Source organism: Sinobacterium caligoides, from assembly GCF_003752585.1.
GTDB lineage: Bacteria > Pseudomonadota > Gammaproteobacteria > Pseudomonadales > Sinobacteriaceae > Sinobacterium > Sinobacterium caligoides.
Window position 1 is genome coordinate 1 of the sequence record NZ_RKHR01000007.1, and the last position, 21,050, is coordinate 21,050.

18 protein-coding genes are annotated in these 21,050 nt (G+C 51.1%); 8 read left to right on the forward strand and 10 right to left on the reverse strand.

Features of this window, described 5'->3' with window-relative positions; translation table 11 throughout:
- Positions 1–201 precede the first annotated feature (201 nt).
- The 4 genes from EDC56_RS16460 to ilvY all read right to left on the reverse strand — a co-directional run bounded on the left by EDC56_RS16460 (position 202) and on the right by ilvY (position 3,719).
- Positions 202–798, reverse strand: a complete 597-nt coding sequence (locus tag EDC56_RS16460) for a protein-methionine-sulfoxide reductase heme-binding subunit MsrQ (RefSeq protein WP_123713689.1) — start codon at positions 796–798, stop codon at positions 202–204.
- 17 nt (positions 799–815) lie between these two features.
- The gene (gene msrP, locus EDC56_RS16465) at positions 816–1,787 is read right to left on the reverse strand and encodes a protein-methionine-sulfoxide reductase catalytic subunit MsrP (protein WP_123713690.1); all 972 of its coding nucleotides are present in this window, start codon (positions 1,785–1,787) and stop codon (positions 816–818) included.
- 118 nt (positions 1,788–1,905) lie between these two features.
- A complete protein-coding gene (gene pssA / locus EDC56_RS16470) occupies positions 1,906–2,736 on the reverse strand; it encodes a CDP-diacylglycerol--serine O-phosphatidyltransferase (RefSeq protein WP_245980730.1) in 831 nt (276 codons plus the stop codon).
- Positions 2,737–2,807: 71 nt separating this feature from the next.
- Positions 2,808–3,719 (reverse strand): HTH-type transcriptional activator IlvY, encoded by a 912-nt coding sequence (gene ilvY / locus EDC56_RS16475; protein WP_123713691.1) that lies wholly within the window; start codon positions 3,717–3,719, stop codon positions 2,808–2,810.
- 202 nt (positions 3,720–3,921) lie between these two features.
- On the opposite strand from ilvY, the gene ilvC reads away from it, so the two are divergent.
- Positions 3,922–5,397: a ketol-acid reductoisomerase gene (gene ilvC, locus EDC56_RS16480; protein WP_123713692.1), complete on the forward strand. Its 1,476-nt coding sequence runs from the start codon at positions 3,922–3,924 to the stop codon at positions 5,395–5,397.
- 123 nt (positions 5,398–5,520) lie between these two features.
- Here the strand turns inward: ilvC and hemB are convergent, their stop codons facing one another.
- From hemB to EDC56_RS16495, 3 genes are all read right to left on the reverse strand, one after another.
- A complete protein-coding gene (hemB, locus tag EDC56_RS16485) occupies positions 5,521–6,498 on the reverse strand; it encodes a porphobilinogen synthase (RefSeq protein ID WP_342770051.1) in 978 nt (325 codons plus the stop codon).
- A gap of 260 nt (positions 6,499–6,758) precedes the next feature.
- A complete protein-coding gene (locus tag EDC56_RS16490; RefSeq protein ID WP_123713693.1) occupies positions 6,759–7,022 on the reverse strand; it encodes a DUF4404 family protein in 264 nt (87 codons plus the stop codon).
- A gap of 216 nt (positions 7,023–7,238) precedes the next feature.
- Positions 7,239–8,273 carry an AraC family transcriptional regulator gene (locus tag EDC56_RS16495; RefSeq protein WP_123713694.1) on the reverse strand — a complete coding sequence of 345 codons (1,035 nt, stop codon included), beginning with the start codon at positions 8,271–8,273 and terminating at the stop codon, positions 7,239–7,241.
- Between the two features lie 215 nt (positions 8,274–8,488).
- Here EDC56_RS16495 and EDC56_RS16500 point away from each other — a divergent pair, with 215 nt between their 5' ends.
- On the forward strand, positions 8,489–8,836 hold the full coding sequence (locus EDC56_RS16500; RefSeq protein ID WP_123713695.1) for a Rieske (2Fe-2S) protein: 348 nt from the start codon (positions 8,489–8,491) through the stop codon (positions 8,834–8,836).
- Between the two features lie 14 nt (positions 8,837–8,850).
- Here EDC56_RS16500 and sfsA read toward each other — a convergent pair whose 3' ends face one another.
- The 3 genes from sfsA to EDC56_RS16515 all read right to left on the reverse strand — a co-directional run bounded on the left by sfsA (position 8,851) and on the right by EDC56_RS16515 (position 12,729).
- On the reverse strand, positions 8,851–9,561 hold the full coding sequence (gene sfsA, locus EDC56_RS16505; protein ID WP_123713696.1) for a DNA/RNA nuclease SfsA: 711 nt from the start codon (positions 9,559–9,561) through the stop codon (positions 8,851–8,853).
- A 587-nt stretch (positions 9,562–10,148) separates the two neighbouring features.
- The gene (locus tag EDC56_RS16510) at positions 10,149–11,480 is read right to left on the reverse strand and encodes a lytic polysaccharide monooxygenase (RefSeq protein ID WP_123713697.1); all 1,332 of its coding nucleotides are present in this window, start codon (positions 11,478–11,480) and stop codon (positions 10,149–10,151) included.
- A gap of 94 nt (positions 11,481–11,574) precedes the next feature.
- Positions 11,575–12,729: a pyridoxal phosphate-dependent aminotransferase gene (locus EDC56_RS16515; protein ID WP_123713698.1), complete on the reverse strand. Its 1,155-nt coding sequence runs from the start codon at positions 12,727–12,729 to the stop codon at positions 11,575–11,577.
- A gap of 342 nt (positions 12,730–13,071) precedes the next feature.
- On the opposite strand from EDC56_RS16515, the gene dksA reads away from it, so the two are divergent.
- From dksA to pcnB, 6 genes are all read left to right on the forward strand, one after another.
- Positions 13,072–13,506: an RNA polymerase-binding protein DksA gene (gene dksA / locus EDC56_RS16520; RefSeq protein ID WP_123713699.1), complete on the forward strand. Its 435-nt coding sequence runs from the start codon at positions 13,072–13,074 to the stop codon at positions 13,504–13,506.
- Positions 13,507–13,581: 75 nt separating this feature from the next.
- A complete protein-coding gene (gluQRS, locus tag EDC56_RS16525; protein ID WP_123713700.1) occupies positions 13,582–14,481 on the forward strand; it encodes a tRNA glutamyl-Q(34) synthetase GluQRS in 900 nt (299 codons plus the stop codon).
- A 136-nt stretch (positions 14,482–14,617) separates the two neighbouring features.
- Positions 14,618–14,800, forward strand: a complete 183-nt coding sequence (locus EDC56_RS16530) for a hypothetical protein (protein WP_123713701.1) — start codon at positions 14,618–14,620, stop codon at positions 14,798–14,800.
- Positions 14,797–17,751 (forward strand): ATP-binding protein, encoded by a 2,955-nt coding sequence (locus EDC56_RS16535; protein ID WP_123713702.1) that lies wholly within the window; start codon positions 14,797–14,799, stop codon positions 17,749–17,751. The genes EDC56_RS16530 and EDC56_RS16535 overlap by 4 nt, the downstream gene beginning before the upstream one ends.
- Positions 17,752–17,831: 80 nt before the next feature.
- Positions 17,832–19,217 (forward strand): sigma-54-dependent transcriptional regulator, encoded by a 1,386-nt coding sequence (locus EDC56_RS16540; RefSeq protein WP_123713703.1) that lies wholly within the window; start codon positions 17,832–17,834, stop codon positions 19,215–19,217.
- Positions 19,218–19,705: 488 nt separating this feature from the next.
- Positions 19,706–21,049, forward strand: a complete 1,344-nt coding sequence (pcnB, locus tag EDC56_RS16545; protein WP_245980731.1) for a polynucleotide adenylyltransferase PcnB — start codon at positions 19,706–19,708, stop codon at positions 21,047–21,049.
- Position 21,050 lies beyond the last annotated feature (1 nt).

Consider the following 21,050-nt stretch of genomic DNA (forward strand, 5'->3'; position numbering starts at 1 on the left):
AGAGCATATCTTCTTGCGAAGCCGCTCAATGTCGGGCTGCGTATTCTACTGAATCGCAACCTGGTGTCAACGGTTATTTGCAGATAAACCAATAATTCATCGAAGATCGATAAAGCAGACGTCAATAAAAACAAAAGTGGGCGTCGTGTCGACTAGAAAATCAACACGAACAAGATTGATGGCGCTCAGAAAACATTACAGCTAACGACTCAAATAAGACCTTCGGGGGAGCCAAATGTAAGCATAAGCGAGGCGATCCAAAGCAATAACCGCCGCCCAGATTATATATGGCAACAGCTCTCCACCATCAGCCCTCAGCTGCCACCAGCCATGCACACAGACAACGAACAAAGCCACATAAACCAAACGATGTAACTGTTTCCACCTGCTACCCAGTCGCCGCACCCATCGATTAGTCGATGTAATAGCCAAGGGCAGTAACACGACATACCCCAGCATACCCAAAATAATATATGGCTGATGTGATAGTGCTTTAACTATTTCTTGCCATTGCCACCCCGCCTGTAGCGCCAAAAATGTCAGCAGATGCAAGGATGCATAGAAAAATACGACCAATCCTGCCTGCCGTCTCGCGCGCAACAACCAACGCCTCCTTATCAGCCGAGACAATGGCGATAATGATAACGTAATCAATAGCGTGATGAGCGCCCACAACCCCGTATAGTCAGCCACCATCGCTACCGGGTCGGGACCAAGATCATTCGCCAAAACACCCTCCAGCAATTTGACAAAGGGCAACAGCATCAGCGCAGGTAGAATCAACTTATAATAAGGCATAGCTCTCCCTCAACGACCTAATAATATGCATCCAGATCCATCCCCTTATATAGCCCCGCAACCTGTTCACCATAACCATTAAACATCTCTGTCTTTATCCTATTAGGGCTAAACAGTGTCGATGGCAGGCGACGCTCTGTCGACTGCGACCAACGGGGATGACTAACAGTGGGGTTCACATTGGCAAAAAAACCGTACTCCTTTGCCGACAGTTGATTCCATGTGGTCGCCGGCTGATGCTCGGTAAAACTAATTTTGACGATAGACTTCGCACTCTTAAAGCCATACTTCCACGGCACCACAAGACGCAGTGGCGCACCGTTTTGCGGTAAAGCCCTTCTGCCGTACAACCCCACAGCCATAATCGTCAGCGGATGCATCGCTTCATCCAAGCGCAAACCCTCGACATAAGGCCATTCAACAAAGCTGCTTGCCGAGCGCTGGCCAGGCATCTGTTCTGGCGCATAAACACTGGTAAAAGCGACATACTTCGCCTTTGAGGTTGGTGCCATACGTTGCAACAACGTGGCCAACGGAAGACCAACCCACGGGATAACCATTGACCACGCCTCGACACAACGCAGACGATAGATTCTCTCCTCCAACTGCTGATCCCGCACGATATCTTCAAGGTGGTAGCGCCCGGGCTTATCACAGTGCCCATCAACCACCACCGACCACGGCTCAGTCACAAAATTCCGACTATATTTTGCCGGATCCGTCTTAGCCGTGCCAAATTCATAAAAATTATTATAACTAGTTACATCTGTAAAAGGGGTTAACGCCTCTTCGGTGAAAAAGCCCTGCTTAGCCATGGAGCTACTCGCCCTGCGATAACCCGTTAGCCTCGGCGTCTCCGCACGCCCCTCTGGCAGCGCCAACAGCGCAGCTCCAGCTGCCGCCCCCGTCACAAACTGACGACGACTCAAATAGTCAGCCTCATTAGTCGTATCAGCCTCTGTCATCAAGGCACGCTGTTTGATCAACATATTATTTATCCCATTATTCCCTGTTACTGACTTAGACAGCCCAGGCTTGAATAATTCCCTGCTATATTTTCCACAAATAAAAACAGCGCCAAAAGGCGCTGTTTTTATTTGTGGAAAGTTATTTCAAACGCCGACCGAAGAGCCACTGAAACGGTCCAGAGAGCGCATATACACTAAAGATCACCATCAGCACCACCGCCGGATCAACCACAATAATCGCAAAGATTAAGGGGATAGCCAAAAAGACAATAAAAGGTACTCGACCGTGGAAATCAATACCTTTAAAACTGTGGTAGGGAACATTGGTGACCATTAATAGGCCTGCCAGCACCGTCGCCATCGCTGTTATAATCGACAGCGCTAGCGGCACTGCCTCCTTCTCTATGCCGTAGTTATGGCAGACCCACACTAAGCCGGCAATAAGTGCCGCTGCAGCGGGGCTGGCCAAACCGGTAAAATATCGCTTATCCGCCGTGTCGATCTGGGTGTTAAAGCGCGCCAACCTAATCGCGGCACAGGCGATATAGATGAAGGCCGCCGCCCAGCCCCACCGCCCCAGTGGCGCTAGCCCCCAAGTAAAAACCACCAAACCCGGCGCGACACCAAAGGAAACCATATCCGAGAGACTGTCTAATTCGGCACCAAAGGCGCTCTGCGTATTCGTCATACGGGCAACCCGTCCATCCAGGCCGTCGAGCAGCATGGCAACAAAAATCGCGATTGCCGCCGCTTCATAGTTACTGTTCATCGCGGCGATAATCGCATAAAAGCCACTAAACAGCGCCGCCATTGTAAAAAGGTTGGGCAGTAAATAAATCCCCTTCTTAGGGACCTTCTTACCGTTTTCCTGCACTTCCTCTATATGCTCATCAATCGGTAGTCTATCGATTTCGCTGCGCGAAGACGAAGCATCATCGGACTGTATCTTCGAGTTTTCAGTTTCTGACACTGTGGTATTCACCCTGTATATCTTAACGTTTATGATGCGCTAGCTTACTCCGAGCCCTCCGTCGACGCAATTCATCCCGCTTCTGCCCACTCATCGGCCAATAATTGGCAACTAGACCAAAAACTCTGCAGCAAGGGGTCCTTCATTCTCTGCCGCTTGACGACGACACCGATAGTGAGGTCCTCCATTTGCTGCCCCGTAGAAAATACTCTGACAGAGGAGCGCATAGGGCTCGAGTCAATAACCAGCTCCGGCACCAGGCCAACACCAAAACCTAGGCTCACCAAGCTGACAATCGCCTCATGACCCGACACCTGAGAATATATATTTGGCGACCTACCGGCGACGGAAAACCACCGATCCAACTGCGACCGTGCCGCCCCGGTCTCCGAAACCACCCAGGGCATAGCCAACCAATCTGTATCACCGTCAATATCGACTAAGGAAGGCGTCAGAGCCTTATCTTTTTGTGGCACGATCAGTTTCAGCGGCGTCCTCATTAATGGCAAAAACTCAACATCATCCGGTAGCTGCTCAGGGCACACCGTAATGCCCACCTCTTCCTCCGAAGCAAGAACCCGGGTGATGGCATCGGCCTGATCCCCGGTATGCACATGCACCTCTATACCAGGGTGCTGCTGACGAAGAATAGGTAAAAGTCGAGATAAAACGACATAGCTCGCCGTTACCGAGCAAAAGAGGCTTACTGCACCCGCCGGCGAAGTTAATTGCTGACCTAACTCGATCTGTAATTGCTGCCAATTAACCACCGCCTGCTGTGCAAATAGACGATAGCGTTCGCCAGCACGTGTCAACTCAACACGACGATTATCACGAAAAAACAACACACAATCGACACCATCCTCCATTCGCTTAACCGTTCGACTGACCGCTGAGGGACTCATATTCATGCGCTCAGCCGTCTTAGCAAAATTCAAGGTGTTAGCGAGTGACAAAAATAACTGAAGTGTTTTAATATCCATGATCACATCCCGGTAATTGCTCTTTACGCAACACAGTATCCCGAATAAATCATTTTACGCAACAACGATTTTTTCTTACAGTAACCAAAGATTCATCGTTAAGTAACATTTGTATGCTGAAATGGCTGATTGCTTAATGCTTTAACCGATTATCCACTGTTATATAAACAGCACTCACAACCAGTGCATGTAGGAGATCCCCATGGGACAGAATTACTTTAACACCCTGCCACTACGCTTGCAGATCGAAGAACTCGCCAAGTGTCGCCTCATGGACAGCTCGGAATTTGCCGACGGCTGCAACTACATCAAGGGCAAGAAAATTGTCATCGTTGGCTGTGGTGCACAAGGCCTTAACCAAGGTCTTAACATGCGAGACAGCGGTCTGGATATTTCCTACGCCCTACGCGCTGCCGCCATCACAGAGAAGCGCGCCTCTTTCGTTAACGCGAGCGACAATGGCTTCACCGTGGGCACCTATGAGGAACTTATCCCTAGCGCCGACCTGGTACTAAACCTTACTCCCGACAAGCAGCACACCCCTGTGGTCAACGCCGTTATGCCCCTAATGAAGCAGGGCGCAACTCTGGCCTACTCTCACGGCTTCAACATTGTCGAAGAAGGCATGCAGATTCGCCAAGACCTTACCGTCATTATGGTTGCACCGAAGTGTCCTGGCACCGAAGTTCGCGAAGAATATAAGCGTGGCTTTGGCGTACCAACACTCATCGCCGTGCACCGCGAGAACGACCCCAACGGCGACGGCCTAGCCATCGCTAAGGCCTATGCCTCTGCCACCGGTGGTGATCGCGCAGGTGTTCTACAGTCTTCATTCGTTGCCGAAGTAAAATCCGACCTGATGGGTGAACAAACCATCCTCTGCGGCATGCTGCAGACCGGTGCCATCCTCAGCTTCGACAAGATGGTCGAGAAAGGCATCGATGCCGGCTACGCCTCCAAACTCATCCAGTATGGCTGGGAGACGATCACCGAAGCCCTCAAGCACGGCGGCATCACCAACATGATGGATCGCCTCAGCAACCCGGCAAAGATTAAGGCATTTGAACTCAGCGCAGAGCTGAAGCAGATCCTTCGCCCGCTGTTCGAGAAGCACCAAGATGACATCATTGCCGGTGAGTTCTCTCGTGTAATGATGGAAGACTGGGCCAACGATGACGCCAACTTGCTAAAGTGGCGCGCTGAGACTCTCGAGACCAACTTCGAGAAGACACCTGCTGGCGACGTAGAGATCCCTGAGCAAGAGTACTTCGACAATGCTATTTTGATGGTTGCCATGTGTAAGGCAGGCGTTGAGCTAGCCTTCGAAACCATGTGCGCCGCCGGTATCATCGAGGAGTCAGCCTACTACGAGTCCTTGCACGAGACACCGTTGATTGCCAACACCATCGCGCGCAAGAAGCTCTACGAGATGAACGTCGTTATCTCCGATACTGCGGAATACGGTTGCTACCTGTTCGATCAGGCCGCTCGTCCACTACTGACTGACTTCATGAAGAAGATCGACACCGACGTCATCGGTAAAGGTCTTGAGCTGAAGGACCTTGGTGTCGACAACAAGCAACTGATCGACGTCAACGATGCTATCCGCAATCACCCGATCGAGTTCATCGGTGAAGAGTTGCGCGCCTCGATGACAGCGATGAAGAAGATCGTTTAATCTTCTCAACCGTTGCGCTGACACACTCGTTGGCGCAAACAATAAAAAAGCCAGTCACATGACTGGCTTTTTTGTTGCCGAAAGAAATCCCTGCGCGCACCTAAAGACAGAGCTTTGTGCCAGCTAGCCCTTCAGCCACTCAACAATATCATGCGCATAGTAAGTAATAATAAGATCGGCACCCGCCCGCTTGAAAGCTAACATCGACTCCATCACTACTGCCTGCTCATCAACCACCCCCGCGGCGGCGGCGGCCTTGACCATCGCATACTCACCGCTGACGTGATAGACCGCTAGGGGCTGTGTGGTCGCCTCGCGAATACGGTAGAGCACATCCAAGTAAGCCATGCCCGGCTTCACCATGAGAATATCCGCTCCCTCAGCCTCATCTTGAATAGACTCGGCCACCGCCTCACGACCATTCGCAGCATCCATCTGATAGGCGTTACGATCCCCCTTGAAGTTACTGTCCACCGCATCGCGGAAGGGGCCGTAAAAAGCCGAGGCAAATTTGGTCGAATACGACATGATCGGAAGCTGCTGAAAACCCTCTTCATCCAGCGCTTCACGCATCGCGGCAATCATTCCGTCCATCATGCCCGAAGGCGCCAACATGTCGACACCGGCACGAGCTGCCGCCAGGCTTTGACGCTGTAGGTTCTCTAATGTCAGGTCGTTATCGACCTGCCCCGCCGCATCGATAACGCCACAGTGGCCGTGCTCGGTGTACTCACAAAAGCAGTTATCGCTGATCACCATCATCGATGGCTCGACACGCTTCGCCTCTCGAATACAGCGTACCATCAACCCCTCATCCGACCAGGTATCGCTACCATCTTGGTCTTTGCAGTGTGATACACCGAATAAGATCACCGCCTTAATACCCGCCGCAGCCGCACGCTGAACCACGGCACCGAGCTGTGACTCTGGATAGCGCATGACACCAGGCATGCTCGAAATAGCCACTGCCTCGGTAATATTTTCCTCAACAAAAATCGGTAGAATCAGATCGTCGATCGTCAGCTGGTGCTCACGAACCATAGCGCGCAGGCTGGCATTGCGCCTTAGGCGCCGAAAACGAAAGGGCATATCAAAGTTCAAAGCAGACTCCAGAAACGATTACAAGCGCCGTTGACACGCCGCGCTCTAGGTTAAAATTTGCCCGTTATTGTAACAGCAAAGCCGATAAATATTACGTTTCAGGAAAGTAAATAATTACGCCGAAAATCACATACAGGCCACGTTCAAAGGGGTAGGCAAGAAGCCTGAAGAGGGGTCGCGACAACAGAGACGTTATCGCGACAGAAAAAACAGCTACTCACGCCCGGCCCCGTCATCAACACAGCGGGCCAACGCCTCTGCTACACCCCAATAGCGTTCATCGTCCGCGTCATATTACGCACCACCAACGCCAGCGTTGGGTGCTCTGATTCCAACTCTACACCAATCATCTCGAGCTGCTCTAACATGGAATAACTCCCACCTGGCACCCCCGTAGTAAGCTCCTGCTCAAGGGCTACCAAGAGCAGCTCCAGCTGCTCGCGCTGCTCGCATGCCAACAGCGGTAGATTATCTATCTCCGCCAATACCTGCTCAATCTGCTGTCGTAAGCGTTGCTCTTGCATCTTCAACCTCCTACTTTGTGCTCGTACACCGAAATGAAAAGCGATACTTCAATTTCCTTTGCTCACCGAGACCGAAGGGATACCGATTAAGTATCGGCGCTCCTTCGATATTACTGCCTCCCACGCTGTGGCACCAATAGCAGAAGGACTTATCAACCATCGTTACATATAACTAGCAGCTATTAAAATTAACAAACATCAAGCCTTGATCTATCGCTACTGCAGATGATTAATTCGGTACTCACCTGGCGCCACCCCCGTCCATTTTTTAAAGGAGCGGTGGAAAGCGCTAGCATCACTAAAGCCTACCAAAATAGCAATTTCACTCACAGGCTCTGCACTATAGAGCAACAATTCAATCGCGCTGTCTCGGCGGGTGTGGTCCTTAATGCGCTGATAGGAAGTCCCCTCTTCCTCCAACCGTCGACGCAGTGTTCGCGCCGATAAGTGAAGACGAGCAGCCATCCCCTCGAAACCCGGCAACTCATTCGTCAAATCCTTGCTCAGTATGTGCCGAATGCGCGAGACAATACTCTCCTCTCCCAGCACCTGCTGAATGATGACTCGATAAGGCGCCTCCTTAAGAAAGGCCTCAAATTCTTTGTCGCTGCGAATAATCGGTAAGCGTAGATAGCTGGCGCTGAAGGTCAACGAATTAGTCTCAGCTGCAAAGTCTACCGGACATTTTAGAAAGTGCTGAATCGCCGCCATATTCACCGGGCGATCACCGATACAGCTGGCCGATATGACCTCCACCTGACGGCCAACCAACCAGCCACAAAAACGCATCCAAATAGCTAGGGCGCTCAGCACTGCAGGCTGATAGAGCGTCTCCCCTTCTTGTTCGGGCAGGCGATAGTGGATAGTCGCCGAGTTTTCCTGCTCATTAACAACTAAGCGGTGCTCTATTGCCCGCGACTCTGGCTCTCGACACTCAAGATTAAAGTCAATCGCTCGCTGCAGCGCCTCGTGTAACGAGTGACAGTTCAGCATCGCGTAGGCGATCATCCGCGTCGTTCCCAGCGGCGAACGACTACTCCCCAGCAAGCCACCGGACTCGTCACCTAAGCAGTCAACAATAGCGACAAACAACTTGTTATATTCGCTAATACTCAAATGTTCAAGGTCAAGGTGGGTTAGCTGACTAGCCTCCAATACTGTCTCGACAGACACGCCTCTACTGTGCAACGGCATTAGCAATGCAGTGACAAACGCGGGCGGGATGAATTGCAGCTTGGGGCTATCGGTCACGAAGTTACTGCCTCTCTTATATTTTCCGGCGTCCTAGGGGCGCCCACCTCGTTATTATCTTCTCATTATTAGGCATCGAGCGAGGAAATTCAACGCAACAAATTCTAACAAGTTCGCCGACATCGCCGAGCAACGATACTCGATCAAGGCCAAATAATTCTGTATATTGCACTGCGATTAGACCTAACGTCGAGCCTATTTACCGGTACCCTAATATGCCTCATTACAACCACGCCCTCTGCCACATTGACGAAATCGAGCACGAAAGCGCCAAGGGCTTTGAGCTCAACGGCATTAATTTCTTCGTGGTAAAGCGCGACAACATCACCCGACTCTACCTCAACAGCTGCCCCCACCTCGGCGTCCCACTGGAGCACGAAGAGGATAAGTTTCTCGATGGCGACAACTTTTATATCATGTGTTCCAGCCATGGCGCACTGTTTCAGCCCGAGGACGGCCTGTGCATCTACGGTCCCTGCCAAGGGCAGAGGCTATCTGCAGTCGACTTTGAAATCGTTGACCAGCAGATCATGATCAACTCCGCAGTACTCACCAGCAGCTAACTTGATTGGCCTACCTAAGTCGGCACCATAAAGGGGAGTGGGTAAAGGAGATTTATGTGGTCGAGGGTGATCTCACAGCCATAGGCCAACACCTCTACCCCGCCTGCAATAGCTTCAGCTAGCGCCTGACAATATGCCGGATCAACATGCTCCGCCCCGCACACAGAGTGAATACCGCTATGCTGAACACAGAACAGCAATACCGCCCTATGCCCCTCTTCAACGGCTCGCTGCAATTCACGCAGATGGCGCCTACCACGATCACTGACCGCATCGGGGAACATCCCCACCCCCGCCTCCATCAGCAAGGTGACACTCTTCACCTCAACATAACAGTCTGCTCGAGCGGGATCGCTCAACAATAAGTCAATACGGCTCTTCTCCTCACCGTAACGCACCTCGCGCCGCAGGGTTTCATAACCCGATAGTGCTTCGATACGCCCCGCCGCGACCGCCTCTTCCACAAGGGTATTAGCAAAAGCGGAGTGTACACAGGCTAAGTGTTCCCCAGCCAATTCCGCTAACACCCAGCCGTGGGGGTATTTTCGCTTCGGATTATCACTGACGCTCAGCCACACACGCTCACCGGGTTCTGCACACCCTGTCATCTTGCCCGTATTAGGGCAGTGAGCCGTAACCTCTCGGCCATCGAGTAATACGACATCGGCCAGAAAGCGCTTATAACGACGGATCAACCGCCCCTCGATCATCGGCTCTAACTGCATATTTTACCTTTCATCTAAAACAAGCTCTAATTTAGCGCTGGTATAAGTTTTTCTACTTGCTTAATTGACACCACGTCATCGCTTAGCGAGTTGATCGGAGGCATGACTAGCGTCAGCGGGGTGATTCTATAGTCATCGCGGTGCTCATGTCTTTGCCATGACTATAGTAATGGGGGAATATAGCTATGGGCAAACAATGCACGGGCCACTGTATGACTGCTCGAAACTTCTAACAACCCTACTATCATTGACCACTGCGCCGAACAGAGTTTTACCTCGTCGTGGTGCTACGTCTTTGCTCCTAATAAACGAATATTGATAAAATTTGGTGTAACAGAGCAGGCAAGTTTTAAATCTTATTCTCATGTTTCATTAGCCGCGACGACAACACGCAATTTCAAAGAGACTAACGATGGCATTCGAACCAAACCAGAGAGCACCTTTAACCCCGTAGACTCTTAATAGCATAGCAATCAGAAGGTGGAGGGCTATACCATTAAGAACGTTACTTTTATGAGCCCAAGACTTAGATGCCGTAAGCTTGGATGCTTGTAACATTTAAGTTTGAGCCACTCTACGGTAAGTCGTTACATATTATTGCACCCTAAGGCAACGCCAACATAATCCCAGACATCGTTTTCTTCAGGGTTGTCACCCTTGGTCCAAAATTTTGCCTTATAACGGGACATCCCAAAATCAGCCTCATCATCTTTTTGATAAATAGTGGCAGAGTCCCAGGGCAGGTTTATATCGCTTAACAATGTCCATGAGCCGTCGACACCCGGTAGTGCTTTAGTCCACCAATTGGCTTTATAGACCAAGTTATTGTAGCTAATGGTTTCTGTGGTGTAGGTTGAACCCGGGACATAATCTGGATAATTTATCGCATTTGGGTCTATACAGTCCTGTGTTTTCATATTTATTGTTAAGTGATAACGTTCGTTTTTATTCTCAGAATAAACGGCATTCGCATACACATTGGTTTCGTCATAAACCACTTGATCATTAGCTTGTTTTACACCAACCGCTAATAACGGGCTCGTCGCGGTAATTTTCTCCGCCAGCTGTTTTGCCCATATCGATTCGGCTTCATTTGCCTCAGTGATCTCATGGGATATTTTAACGTATTCATTGCCCTGATCATTAAATATCCGCGCTAAAACAGTATCACCTGTTTTAGCATCGTGGTTAGAGTTTATTAATGTATCCACCTTATAAGGGCCAGCCAGTAACGGCTCACCAAATGAAAGATCAGAGCAATTATAAAAACCTTCACCGGCGGGATCCACCCGTTGCCAGCGGCTATAAAGAACGGCGCTGCCTAAGCGGTCAATTGGTAACTGTAAATCCATAACATAATAGTCTTTACCATCAATAACCGTGATATCTACATTGTCTTTCTCCATGATTAAATCTAAATCTTCCCAGCTAACAGCCTGTGTCGCTGAGTCAAAGCCGGGTTTGGTTAAGTAAAATTGCCAATAGCTCGGATTGTGTGCGGTATGCACTTCATATTTAATTTCAATCAAACCGCCGGTTGCCGCAATATCTATGATACTTTTTTGCCAATCTGGATGCGGCAGTGACATACCTGCCTTACCTGGGTCGTTTGCTGAACACAAGGTTTCACCAGGAATAGCAGCTTTGACAGCGGCCATATTGCTGTAATCTGGCACTAATTTGGCGTATTCATATTTTTGATAAAACTGATAACCGCCAGTATGTTTAAATGCTTGCAAACAAGCGGCATTAGGAATGGCCGAACCATCAGAGGGACTCCAATAGCCCCCATCACGGTCACAAATTTGTGCTCGTGACGCAGGGAATACTGGTGTTCCGTGAGCGACAGTTAATTCAGAAAAAAGGCTGGCAGACGCTGTTGCTACTGCTAGAAATACAAGCTTTTTTGACTTATGCATCGGTAGTCTTCCATGGTTAAATGTATTTATTATTTTGCTCCTAACAATTTGCCAAAATCACCCAAACGAGCTGAGAAAAAGACAAATGTAGATGCTATGTTAATACTTTATTCAAGCGCTGTACCGCCTTCTCCAAAGAGTTTATTTCGGTCGTATAAGAAAAACGCACATGCTGCGCCGCACGATGACGACCAAAGTCTTCCCCTGGCGTCATCGCAATACCATGCTGCTCCAACATCGTCGTGCAAAATTGCTGACTATCATCACTAAATCGACTGATATCTGCATAGAGGTACAAGCCGCCGGCAGGCTTACTAGCGATCTCAAAGCCCAAATTGCATAGCTCGGGGTAAAGAAAGTCACGTCGCTGCTGGAAAACTTTCTTGCGGCGATCAAGGATCTCGCGCGTCTGCGTTTTAAAACAGCTCAACGCCGCATACTGTGCTGGCGTAGACAGGGAGATAAACAAGTTCTGCGCCAGCTTCTCCATCTCCTGCACCGCATTTTCCGGCGCCACCAACCAGCCAAGACGCCATCCTGTCATACCAAAGTATTTTGAAAAACTATTAATCACAAAAGCATCGTCAGTCGTCGCTAATATGCTCGCCGCCTTCTCCTCGTAATCAAGGCCATGATAAATCTCATCAACCACTAGATAGCCGCCACGGGCAGCCACACCGCTCTGCAATGCCTCGAGCTCGTCGGTACGCAACACCTCACCGGTAGGGTTCGCAGGGCTGGCAACCATTGCCCCGATGGTGTTATCACACCAATAGTCCGCTAGGTGTGAGGCATTGAGTTGATAGCGATGCTCCGCGCCCACTGGCACCAGCTGCGCCTCACCCTCGACTAAACGTAAAAAGTGTCTATTACAGGGGTAACCCGGGTCGGCCATCAACATGCCTCTTCCAGGCTCCATCAGCAGCGCGGCAATCAATAGCAGAGCACCACTCGCGCCTGCCGTCACCATGATACGAGACGGGGAAATGTCGAGCCCGTAATCGGTGCGATAATACTCACTAATCGCCTCTCGCAACGACATCATTCCAGCCGCCGGCGTATAATGAGTGTGGCCCTGCTGAATCGCCCTGATCCCCGCCTCGCAGATCGGCTCCGCCGTTTTAAAGTCGGGCTCCCCCGCCTCCAAATGTAAAATATCACGCCCCTGTGCCTCTAGCTGACGCGCTCGCGTCAATACTTCGACGACACGAAAAGGCTCTATTTCATTCATCCTGCGTGCAAAAGCCATGCTCCATCCCTTCCATTGGTAAACCTCGCTATTTTGCTGATGTTTAATAGAAGCGCACCATTAATCTCTAGTAATAGCGCATCAGCTCACCCCTAGAGTCTTAAATTGTTCAAAATACGACCAATTCCATTGCGTAGAGCGACTATAATGGTTGTGCACAGCAGATAATTGCACTTTCTTGCATAGGAATGATCTACAGCAGGCATCCAGCTATAGCGTAACGCGTTACTATTTGATAGGTTTACACCCGAAATGATTTAGCCAAGCTTTTTAGGTGCAAATATTTGTCGCCGACAAGGTTTGGAGAGTATCAGGGATAAATTGACTGGCGGGGCGTATTTAATGCCAACGAATAAAGAAACCAATTCTTTCAATAGCTTCGAGCCTTACCAAGCAGAAGCCAATGAAGAGTACATGTCTGATCCACAAAAGGATCACTTCCGCGCTATTCTTCGCGCCTGGAAAAATGAGCTGATGGGTGAAGTCGACCGCACCGTAAGCCACATGAAAGACGAGGCCGCTAACTTCCCGGACCCTGCCGATCGTGCAACTCAGGAAGAAGAATTTAGCTTAGAACTACGCACACGCGATCGCGAGCGCAAGCTCATTAAAAAGATCGACAAGACACTCGAGCTGATCGAAAACGATGACTACGGCTACTGCGACACCTGTGGCATCGAAATCGGCATCCGACGCCTTGAAGCTCGCCCAACAGCGACTCAATGTATCGACTGTAAAACCATTGACGAAATAAAAGAGAAGACCCAGCGTCTGTAAACCACTCTTTCTATTACTCTGCGCCGTCACTCACCTCGTGAATGACGGCGTAATGCTATCTGCAACGAAGCTCCCATGCCTCTAAGCCAACCCCCTCCGCGCCCCTACGTCGGCCGCTTCGCCCCCTCCCCCACCGGCCCCTTGCACATGGGCTCACTGATCAGTGCTTTAGCCAGCTACCTCGACGCCAAAGCCAATCACGGCCAGTGGTTAATCCGTATTGAAGACCTCGACCCTCCGAGGGAGGTGGCCGGTGCCAGCGAGGAGATCGTTGCCTGCTTAGCGCAGCATGGATTGTATAGTGATCGGCCCATACTGAAGCAAAGCAGTCGCCTAGACGCATACGAGCAAGCACTCGAACGATTACAACAACGTCAGCTATCCTTTTACTGCCAATGCAGCCGAGCTCAACTCAAAGCTACCGGCAGCATCTACCCTGGCTACTGCCGTCATCTCGACCTCCCCAAACCTGGCCAATACGCTACGCGCTTGCGCGTCGACGCCTCGACGATTCAGTATCACGACGGCATCCAGGGCCCGCAGCGCCAGTCACTTGCCGACGAGGTCGGCGACTTCATCATCAAACGCAAAGATCAGCTGCACTCATATCAGCTGGCCGTCGTCGTCGATGATCACTTTCAAGGTGTCTCTCACGTCGTCAGGGGCGCCGACCTTTTGAGCAGTACCGAGAGGCAACTCTTCTTAGCCCGCCAACTCGACTACTCCTCCCCGCAATATGCGCACTTACCGGTACTGACCAATGACGCGGGACAGAAGCTGAGTAAACAGACCTTTGCACCGTCGCTCGACCCTGCCAAAAACAAAGACAACATATTGTTTGCGCTTAAGTTTCTCAATCAACCTCTACCCCCAAAAGAGATAAGTAAACTGCCTCAGCTGCTATTCTGGGCGACACAACACTGGCAGATTAAGCGTATTGCAGCACACACCAGCCAGCACGTTTCGCTAAGCTGACTACTTGCCAACTCCCTACTCATTAGCCTGGTAGTCAATACAATAACCAAGCCTCGCCCTTTAACTCCCCCTGTTACGGCGTTACTATCACCCTATCTTTCCCAATCAATAATACAAAGTCAGAAGAGCCTCTATCATGTACATCCCACGAACCACCTTATGGGTTCTCCTGATACTGTTTGGCCTCGCCCCTAGTATCAAATTATGGATCCTCTCCGATATCAGCGCCTGGTATCGCCCCTATATACTCTGGGGAATACTGATCATCATCGTCTTTATCTCCCAGCAAGTACGTCATAAGACGGAGCGCCGTCAATGACCTTCGATACCACCGCCATTTTCATCGCCGGCTTCATCTACCTCTCTCTTCTGTTCTGCGTCGCCTACGCCACTGACAAGGGCTTCATTTCCGAGAGAGTCGTTCGTCACCCCCTTGTCTACGTACTGTCACTCGGGGTCTTTGCCAGTGCCTGGGCCTACTACGGCATCCTAGGTCTTGCGCACTCCTATGGCATCGGCTTTCTATCTTATTACTTCGGTATTGCCTGCTTCTTCATGATATCGCCACTATTATTAACCCCCCTGGTGACCATCTGTAAAAACAACCAGCTCAGCTCACTCGCCGACCTACTCTCATTCCGCTTTCGCAGCCCCTGGGCAGGCGGACTCATCACACTTTGCCTACTGGTCGGTATGCTGCCACTGCTAGCACTGCAGATCCAAGCTGTCGCCGACACCATCCATATCATGACCGATAACTCACCAATCATTTATAGCGAGAATCTCTCTCGCCACGACTCCATGGCAATCGTCTTTTGCACCCTCATTACCACCTTTGCGATCCTTTTCGGTGCACGACACACCGAATCAAGTGAGCGCCACAATGGCCTTGTTGCCGCCATTGCACTGGAGACAATCATCAAGTGCGCCGCTCTTTTCACCGTCGCCGGTTACGCCATTTACTACATCTTTGACAGCCCTGCCGGCATGCAATCGTGGCTTCAGCACAACCCTGCAATTCTTGATCGCCTACACTCCCCCTTTGGCGAGTATTCCACAAGAACACTGCTACTGACCTCGTTTACTGCCGCCATTGGCATGCCTCATATGTTTCACATGATCTTCTCTGAGAAGCCTACCGGCGACGCAGTTCGTGCCGCCAGCTGGGGTGTCCCGTTGCTGCTGCTATTACTAAGTCTGCCGATACTACCAATACTCTGGGCCGGTTACGCCACCGGTGCTACCACCCCGCCGGAGTATTTTGCCATTGGCATTGGCATGATTAACAATAACTATTGGTTAACCATCATCGCCTATATCGGCGGTCTTTCCGCAGCGAGCGGCGTCATCATCGTCTGTACCCTCGCGCTCGCCTCGATGTGCTTACACCACCTCATACTGCCTTATTATCAACCCCCGATTGAGCAGGATATCTACCGCTGGCTGCTCTGGGTCAAGCGCATCCTCATCGTCACCATCATTACCGCTGGATATATTTTCTTCAGGATCTATACCACTAAGGGGCAACTCGGCAACCTCGGTATCGCTGCCTTTGCCGCAACGCTGCAGTTCCTTCCCGGCATATTCGCCGTACTCTATATGCCGAAGGTCAACCGCAACGGTTTCATTGGCGGCTTGCTGGTCGGCTTTACCATCTGGGCTACCACACTATTGATCCCTATTATCAGCACTAGCCAACCCTGGTATGCGCAGTTACTTGACGCAGATATGATCGGCGGTCAAAACTGGATCATCGCCACCATCGGCTCACTCATTGCCAACACCTCTGTCTTATTACTGCTCTCTTGGCTTACCACAACCAAAGAGGAGGAGGTCGCCGCTGCCGAGAAGTGCTATATCGACAGCCTCAACCGACCCAAGCGGCACGAACTTACCTTTGCCAGTAGCGAGGAGTTCAAGTCTCGCCTTGCCACCGCTCTCGGCTCAGCAGTCGCCGAACGCGAGGTTGATCGCGCCATGCAAGACCTCGGGCTAAAGGCTAACGATGTACGCCCTTACTCGTTACGCCGCCTTCGCGAGCGCCTTGAGGCCAACCTTTCCGCACTATTAGGAGCCTCTGTCGCCCACGACATGATCAACCGACTACTCCCCTATAAACGCACGACCACCACCACTGGCGGCGAAGATATCCAGCTGATCGAGAGCCGGCTTGAAACCTACAAAAGAAACCTCTCAGGTGTCGCCGCTGAACTCGATGGCCTGCGTCGCCTACATCGTCAAACACTGCTAGATCTTCCTATTGGCGTCTGCTCACTAGGACCCGATCACGAAGTGCTGATGTGGAATCACAACATGGAAGAGCTCACGGGGATTGATGCCGACCATATTCTAGGCTCTAAAATTGGCACTGTTACAGGGCCGTGGCGAGAGGTGCTCATCAACTTCGCAAACTCCGAGCAACAGCATCAACACAAGCAGAGCCTCGACATCGACGATCGCACGCAATATTTCTCCCTGCATAAATCCAGCCGACGCGGCATGACACTCCGTCATCGAGACCAGCTGATCGTACTCGAGGATTTAACCGAAGTACAAATGCTCGAAGAGGAGTTGATTCATACTGAGCGTCTCGCCTCCATCGGCCGGCTCGCGGCTGGCGTCGCTCACGAGATTGGCAACCCTGTCACGGGCATTGCCTGCCTCGCGCAGAATCTACGCTACGAATCCGATGCCCAAGGCGTCCACGAGGTCGCCGATGAGATCGTCAATCAAACTGAACGCATCAGCTCGATCGTACACTCACTGGTCAGCTTTTCCCACAGCGGCAAACACACCGGCAGCATGAACAAGTTTGAGCGACACAACCTCTCCTACATAGTGGAAGAAGCTGTCAAATTAATCGTCCTAGACACCCTGCAGGATCATCATGTCGAAATTGTAAACTTATGCGAAGAAGATCACCTCGTCTTTGGTGACGAGCAAACTCTTGTGCAGGTTTTCATTAACCTGCTCTCCAACGCACGTGACGCAAGTCCTGATCAGGGCACCGTTTTAATTGAGTCTTTGCAAAATGGTAACACCCTTAACATTACTGTTACCGACCAGGGTAGCGGCATTAGCGCCGACAAGCAGGAACAGATTTTCGAGCCTTTTTTCACCACAAAAGAGCCCGGCAAGGGGACAGGGTTGGGATTAGCGCTCGTTTACAGTATTATTGAGGATCATCAGGGGCGGATCTCCGTGATCAGCCCCGTAGATATAAGTAACAATAAGGGCACGCAGTTTGTGATTAGCCTCCCGGTAAGCTAGCCGAACAGGGCAGCGACGCTGACCATGCAGCGTCAGCCAGCACAGTGCCACGCCATAACCGGATATAATGAGTAATGCATATGAGCCATGTTCTTATCGTCGAAGACGAAACGGTTATCCGCAATGCCTTACGCCGCTTACTAGAGCGTCATGGGTACACCGTCAGCGAAGCCGCGTCTGTCAAGGATGCGTTAGAAAACCATGACTTTAATAACTACCAGCTCATCGTTAGCGACCTTCGCCTACCTGGCGGGACAGGTACCGATCTCATTGCCCCCGCAGGTAAAACCCCCGTCCTAATCATGACCAGTTACGCCAGCCTACGCAGTGCCGTCGACTCCATGAAGATGGGGGCCGTCGACTATATCGCCAAACCCTTCGATCATGACGATATGCTCGAGAGCGTCTCACGTATCATTCGTGATCGCACACCGAAAACAAAGCGCCCCAACGTGGCGAACGATGGCAGCGTAGACGGCATCATCGGTCACTGCGAAAGTATGCAGAGTCTCTATCAGCGCATTCATAAGGTCGCACCTACGACCGCTACCGTGTTAATACAAGGCGAGACAGGCACCGGTAAAGAGCTGGTAGCACGTGCAATTCACAGCGAAAGTGAGCGCGCCGACAAGCCCCTAATCTCGGTCAATTGCGCCGCCATCCCTGAAAATCTCATCGAGTCCGAACTCTTTGGCTATGAAAAGGGCGCCTTCACCGGAGCCAACACCAGTCGAGTCGGACTCATTGAAGCCGCCGATGGCGGCACCTTATTCCTCGATGAGATTGGCGAACTCCCCCTTGAGGCCCAGGCACGACTACTACGCTTTCTACAAGAGGGGGAGATCCGCGCCATCGGCTCCATACACACCAAGAAAGTCGACGTTCGTCTCATCGCCGCCACTCACCGAAACCTTAAAGAGCAGTCTCTGCGTAGCCAGTTCCGCGAAGACCTCTATTATAGAATTGCCGTCATGCAGTTAACTCTGCCTCCTCTCAGGGAGCGTGGCAGTGATATTCTCGAAATTGCCGAGAACTTCCTTAACGGGTTGGCTCAGCGCTTCAACAAGCCGGAACTACATTTCACCCCCTCGGCGATTCAGAGCATTAGCCGCCACCGCTGGCCCGGTAATGTAAGAGAGTTACAGAACGCTGTGGAGAGAGCGGTCATTCTCTGTGACAATAATGAAGTGAGCCATGAGTTGCTTGATATCACCCCTCACAAGAGCAACCATCAGCTCGCCGTAGACAATTACAACACCAACGTCGACATCCCCAATCAACCCATTCACGATACCGCCGAAGAGCTATCCCTCGAAGACTATTTTCAACGTTTCGTGCTAGAGCATCAAGACAGCATGAGCGAAACCGAGCTGGCGCGTAAACTCGGCGTTAGCAGAAAATGCCTCTGGGAAAGAAGACAACGCTTCGGCATCCCCCGCAAGAAAAACAATAAAGCCAACGCTTAAACTCCAGCCGCCCACTCCTGGGCGGCGTTACTCTTGACGTTACCAGCGCACCAGTTAAGGAATAACGGTGACACCCTTCTTGTTATAACGGTAACACTCACAGTTATAACACAGCTCCAAGCCCACCTAGATCATGAGAAAAATTACGTCCAACAAGGTTGGCATGGCAAATGCTTCTACTAGCAACATAATAATAATAAAAGCACTGACCTAATAAAAACAATAAATAGGCCGGTAAAGATAATAATAATAAAAAGCACACGAGACCTGAGGTGGGGGAAGACTGCGTCTTCACCCTTATTTTTCCTCCGATTGACTCATCGTAAAGCAACAGCCTCCTGCAAGCTGATAACTCCACTACACCCCTTCCTATCGGCTATGATAGAATCGGCATAATGACAACTTACTCACCCCTATCCTGATCACTGCCCACTTGGTACTTAATGCTTAATTGGCTGATGAGTCTGTTCCCACGCCGGAAACCACGTATGAACAGCAATACCCCCTTCGAACCCATCGTTCTCTCTAGAGATGAACATGATATCTCTCGCAAACAGATAAGTGACAGCGCGCTCAAGGTCATGTATCGCCTCAATCGAGGCGGCTTCGAAGCCTTTCTCGTCGGTGGCGGCATTCGCGACATGCTTCTAGGCCTATCACCGAAAGACTTCGATATCGCCACAGACGCGACCCCTGAGGAAGTCAAATCACTCTTTCGTAACTCACGTATTATCGGTCGTCGCTTCCGCATTGTTCACGTCACATTTGGCAGAGAGATCATCGAGGTCACGACCTTCCGAGGCAGCCACGACAGCGTCAGCAGCCATAAGAACAGCAATAAATCCAAGCAAAATGATAGCGGCATGCTATTGCGAGACAATGTCTACGGCAGCATTGAAGAGGACGCAGTCAGACGCGACTTCACTATTAACGCACTTTATTACAGTGCCGACGACCTCACGCTGCACGACTTTACCGGTGGCTTAGATGACATCGATAACCGATTGATTCGAATGATCGGCAACCCGGAAACGCGCTACCGAGAAGACCCGGTCAGAATGTTGCGAGCAGCACGCTTCGCAGCCAAACTAGACTTTGACGTTGAGCCAGCCAGTGCCGCCCCTATCGCCGAGTTGGCACCACTGTTGCGAGACATCCCCGCAGCCCGCCTATTCGACGAGGTCCTCAAGTTATTTATGTCGGGCTATGCCGAGGCCACGTACGACAGCCTGCAAGAGTTCGAACTCTTTGCCGAGCTATTCCCCGAGACAGACTACTTTCTCGGCAAGGGCGACCCAGTCGACGACGCCTTAGTTCGCCAAGCCCTGATCAATACCGACCTACGCATTAGAGCGGGCAAAACAGTAACACCGGCCTTTATCTTCGCGGCATTACTCTGGCCAGTCACCCGTGCTCATGCCAGCAGGCTCGAGGCAGAAGGCGTGCCGGCACTACCTGCGCTGCAAGAAGCTGCACACATCGCAACCATGGAACAACTAAAGCGCACAACAATCCCTAAGCGTTTTTCAATTCCCATGCGCGAGATCTGGGAGCTTCAGCTTCGCCTGACCAAGCGACAGGGCAAACGCGCCCACAGTCTGATGCACCACCCACGCTTCAGAGCCAGCTATGACTTCTTATTGCTACGTGAGCAGGCAGGCGAAAATCATAACGGACTGGGAGAGTGGTGGACTCAATTCCAGCTCGACAACCCTCTCGACCCTGCGGTCGTCGCCGAGCGACAGCGTTATAATAACGGTCGCAACGATGACGACCGTAACAGCCGCCCTCCTCGTAGGCGTAGACGCGGTATGCGCCGCACTCAAGACTGAT

Coding starts and splice junctions, on each gene's coding strand:
- EDC56_RS16460 (WP_123713689.1), bottom strand. CDS start 798: ATGCCTTATTATAAGTTGATTCTACCTGCGCTGATGCTGTTGCCCTTT.
- msrP (WP_123713690.1), bottom strand. CDS start 1,787: ATGTTGATCAAACAGCGTGCCTTGATGACAGAGGCTGATACGACTAAT.
- ilvY (WP_123713691.1), bottom strand. CDS start 3,719: ATGGATATTAAAACACTTCAGTTATTTTTGTCACTCGCTAACACCTTG.
- ilvC (WP_123713692.1), top strand. CDS start 3,922: ATGGGACAGAATTACTTTAACACCCTGCCACTACGCTTGCAGATCGAA.
- EDC56_RS16490 (WP_123713693.1), bottom strand. CDS start 7,022: ATGCAAGAGCAACGCTTACGACAGCAGATTGAGCAGGTATTGGCGGAG.
- EDC56_RS16500 (WP_123713695.1), top strand. CDS start 8,489: ATGCCTCATTACAACCACGCCCTCTGCCACATTGACGAAATCGAGCAC.
- sfsA (WP_123713696.1), bottom strand. CDS start 9,561: ATGCAGTTAGAGCCGATGATCGAGGGGCGGTTGATCCGTCGTTATAAG.
- EDC56_RS16510 (WP_123713697.1), bottom strand. CDS start 11,480: ATGCATAAGTCAAAAAAGCTTGTATTTCTAGCAGTAGCAACAGCGTCT.
- EDC56_RS16515 (WP_123713698.1), bottom strand. CDS start 12,729: ATGGCTTTTGCACGCAGGATGAATGAAATAGAGCCTTTTCGTGTCGTC.
- dksA (WP_123713699.1), top strand. CDS start 13,072: ATGCCAACGAATAAAGAAACCAATTCTTTCAATAGCTTCGAGCCTTAC.
- gluQRS (WP_123713700.1), top strand. CDS start 13,582: ATGCCTCTAAGCCAACCCCCTCCGCGCCCCTACGTCGGCCGCTTCGCC.
- EDC56_RS16530 (WP_123713701.1), top strand. CDS start 14,618: ATGTACATCCCACGAACCACCTTATGGGTTCTCCTGATACTGTTTGGC.
- EDC56_RS16535 (WP_123713702.1), top strand. CDS start 14,797: ATGACCTTCGATACCACCGCCATTTTCATCGCCGGCTTCATCTACCTC.
- EDC56_RS16540 (WP_123713703.1), top strand. CDS start 17,832: ATGAGCCATGTTCTTATCGTCGAAGACGAAACGGTTATCCGCAATGCC.
- pcnB (WP_245980731.1), top strand. CDS start 19,706: ATGAACAGCAATACCCCCTTCGAACCCATCGTTCTCTCTAGAGATGAA.